This is a genomic window from Clostridioides sp. ZZV15-6598, assembly GCF_020657705.1.
Lineage (GTDB): Bacteria > Bacillota > Clostridia > Peptostreptococcales > Peptostreptococcaceae > Clostridioides > Clostridioides difficile_F.
The window spans coordinates 1-404 of the sequence record NZ_JAGWCS010000335.1; the positions used below are offsets into that span (position 1 = coordinate 1).

The 404-nt window shown below is 26.0% G+C and carries 1 protein-coding gene; it reads right to left on the minus strand.

Translation table 11 applies throughout. The features are described 5' to 3' along the window. Positions 1-187 (minus strand): helix-turn-helix domain-containing protein (locus tag KGF50_RS21910; protein WP_227849999.1); only part of this gene is annotated, 187 nt, incomplete at its 3' end. Between the last annotated feature and the right edge of the window lie 217 nt (positions 188-404).

Consider the following 404-nt stretch of genomic DNA (forward strand, 5'->3'; position numbering starts at 1 on the left):
CTTTTTTTAAATTGGTCAAATCAGAACTGCACTGTTTATAAGTAAAAGTTTCTTTATCGTTTTCATAAACTTCTATTTTTTTAGCAAGATATTTATTATATACAAATCTACAACATCCGAAAGTTTTGTTAATTAACTCTTGCTGTTTTTTATTTGGATACATTCTAAACTTATAAGCTTTTTCCACTACTACCTCACTTTACTTGTTTTTTCTGATTATAACTTTAACAAATATAATTATTTAAAACAAGTATTTTGAAGGTTTTTATGTTTATTTTTAAATAACATATGTAAGAACCGTAAGTCTTAACTTTTATCATTTTTGAAGTTGTCGTTCACATAAGTTCGCTACTACCTATGCAGTTCTCTTATGAACTTCTTACACTTTCATGCAAGCACAGACT